2 protein-coding genes and 1 pseudogene are annotated in these 2,564 nt (G+C 73.1%); all 3 read right to left on the reverse strand.

The features are described from left to right. Positions 1 to 212 (reverse strand): annotated as a pseudogene (locus AB0C27_RS56105) (hypothetical protein); the annotation flags it as partial. A 219-nt stretch (positions 213 to 431) separates the two neighbouring features. Then, entirely contained in the window at positions 432 to 1,268 is an 837-nt protein-coding gene (locus AB0C27_RS56110; protein WP_357863629.1) for a universal stress protein, read from the reverse strand. Positions 1,269 to 1,424: 156 nt separating this feature from the next. After that, positions 1,425 to 2,564: GAF domain-containing protein (locus AB0C27_RS56115; protein WP_357863631.1), on the reverse strand; the 1,140-nt coding region annotated here is incomplete at its 5' end.

The following is a 2,564-nucleotide window of genomic DNA, read 5'->3' on the forward strand; positions in this document are numbered from 1 at the left end:
GTGCCCTTGAGGAAGCCGGTCGTCGGGCTGCCGCCCGCGACCCAGGCACGCTCCGCGGGGGTGGCGAAGCCCCAGCCGAAGGTCTTGTCCAGGAACGCCCAGAGGAAGGTCCAGCCGAGCGCGATCCGGGCCGCGGCCCACACGTAGCCGACCGGGCGGCGAGCTTGCGTGGCGCCGGCCTGCACGGCGGGCCTGCCGATGGTGGCGTTCATGATGGCCCCCTTTCCGAGGGGTGATGCGCCGTTTCCGAGTCGCCTCCAGCACACCGCTCGCGCGGCTTCCGTTGCAGTGCCGTAGGGCCCGCGGCGCGGGGACCTTCGTCCCCTGCCGGACGGCTCATGCGGAGGGCGGGCCGTCAGTCTTGGCGGCGGTGGATGACGAGGGCGAGCGCCGCAGTCAGCACGGCCGAAATCCGGACAACGCGCGTCTGGTCAGTGGACCACGGCGACGGGGCAGGGTGCGTGGTGGACCATGGCCTGGCTGACGGAGCCGAGGAGCAGCCCCCGCACCTCGCCAAGGCCGCGCGCCCCGACCACCAGCAGGCAGGACTTGCGGGCCGCTTCGAGCAGCGCCCGGCGCGCGGGCTCGTCCGCGAGTTCGACGCTCGCCTGAAGGTCCGGATGGGCGTGCTGCCGGGCGGTCAGCTCGTCCCAGGCGAGCCCCTGGGCCTGGATGCGCAGCTCCAGCGGGTCTGCTTCCCCGCCCCGGTCGTGGCGGGCGATCACAACGTGAATCGGGCTGCCGAGCCGGTACGCCTCCGTGGCGGCGAAGCTCAGCGCGGTCCTGGACGCTGGGGAGCCGTCGAAACCCACCAGGACCTCGCGCGCGTCACGCTCCTGCGGGTCGCCGCGCATGACGATCACCGGGCAGCGGACCCTGGAGGCGACATGACCGCTCACCGATCCGACTGCCATGCCGTGGAGGGCGCCGTGCCCGCGGCTGCCCACCACGATCAGCTCGGCGCCGGCGGACAGGTCGGTCAGGAGCGCGGACGGGGAGCCGCGATCGGTCAGCGTGTTGACCGCGACGCCGGGATGGTTCCGTCCGGCCCAGGCGGCCGCGGCCTTGACCAGCCGCTGGGCGGGGCGGCGGACGAGTTCGAGCGGCACCAGCTCGCCGGGCCACTCGCGATACGGCCAGTCCCACGCGTGGCACACCGTCAGCGGCACCCCTCTGCCGGCAGCCTCCGCGGCCGCCCATCGCAGGGCTTCCCGTGCTGACAAGGAACCGTCGTAGCCCACCACCACGCCGAGCTCGTCCATGCCCATCGTCGCCTCCTGGGTCCGCTTCCAGGTTCGCGCGGGCGGAACCCGCCGCTCAGAGGCGTCCCTCCTGTGCTGAGGGGACTTTGGTCCTCGTCTCGTCCGGCCCGGCGCTCATCCGTGGCGAGCCGATCCAGCCCTTCGGCATGCGGGCCGCGGCCCTCACAGAGGGATCGTCCACCTCAGCCGCGTGCCGCCCTTGTCGGGGGACTCCAGCAGCGAGGAACCGCCCAGCCGGCCGGCCCGTTCCTCGATGTTGCGCAGCCCGCTGCGCCGCCCGCCCTCGCCCAGGCCCACGCCGTTGTCGGTGACCAGCAGGGTGAGGGCGCCCGCCGCGACCTCGACGGACACCTCGGCCCTGGTCGCGTGCGAGTGCCGTACGACGTTGGACAGCGCCTCGCGCAGCACCGCCACCACGTGCTCGGCGGCGGCCTCGGGCACCTCGGTGTCGAGCCGGCCCTCCATCCGCAGCCCCGGCATGAACCCCAGGTGGCTGCCCGCCCCCTCCACCAGCTCCACGATCTGCCCGCGCAGGCTCGGCGGCGTGTCGTCGTAGGAGGTCTGCAAGGCGAAGATGGACGAGCGGATCTGCCGGATCGTCTCGTCCAGCTCGTCGATCGCGTGCTGCAGCTTCTTGCCCGCCTCGGGCCGCTCGACCAGCCGCAGCGTGCTCATCAGCGTCATCGCGGTGGCGAACAGCCGCTGAATGACCACATCGTGCAGGTCTCGCGCGATCCGGTCGCGGTCCTCCAGCAGGCCCAGCCGCTCGGCGTCGCGCCGCGCCTCGGCCAGCTCCAGCGCGACCGCCGCCTGACCGGCGAACGCCCGCAACATCTGCTCGGCCGCACCGGTGAACGGCAGCCGCCCGCTCCGCTTGGCCAGCATCAGCACTCCCCGCACCGCCGGTGCTGCTCCCAGCGGGACCATCAGTCCTGGGCCGTACCCAAGCCGCCGCAGCGGAGAGCCCAGGTCGGGTCCGCTCTGAAGGTCTGCGCTGAACAGCGACTCCCCCTGGGTGAAGGTATCGCCCACGAGCGTGGCCGGCACGTCGAAGGACGACCCGACCAGGTCGTCCGCGCCCTCTCCCTCGACCACCTCCGCAACAAGCGACTGCCGATCCGCGTCCGGCAGCAGCACCTGGACCAGGTCCGCGTCGCTCATCTGGCGGGCGCGGGCGGCCACCACCGACAGCACCTCGCGCGGGTCCGCGCCCGACAGCAGGCTCGTGGTCACCTCCGACGACGCCTGCAACCAGGTCTCGCGGCTGCGCGACTCCTCATACAGACGGGCGTTCTCCACCGC

Origin of the sequence: Nonomuraea sp. NPDC048882 (assembly GCF_040649755.1) — a bacterium.
Classification (GTDB): domain Bacteria; phylum Actinomycetota; class Actinomycetes; order Streptosporangiales; family Streptosporangiaceae; genus Nonomuraea; species Nonomuraea maheshkhaliensis.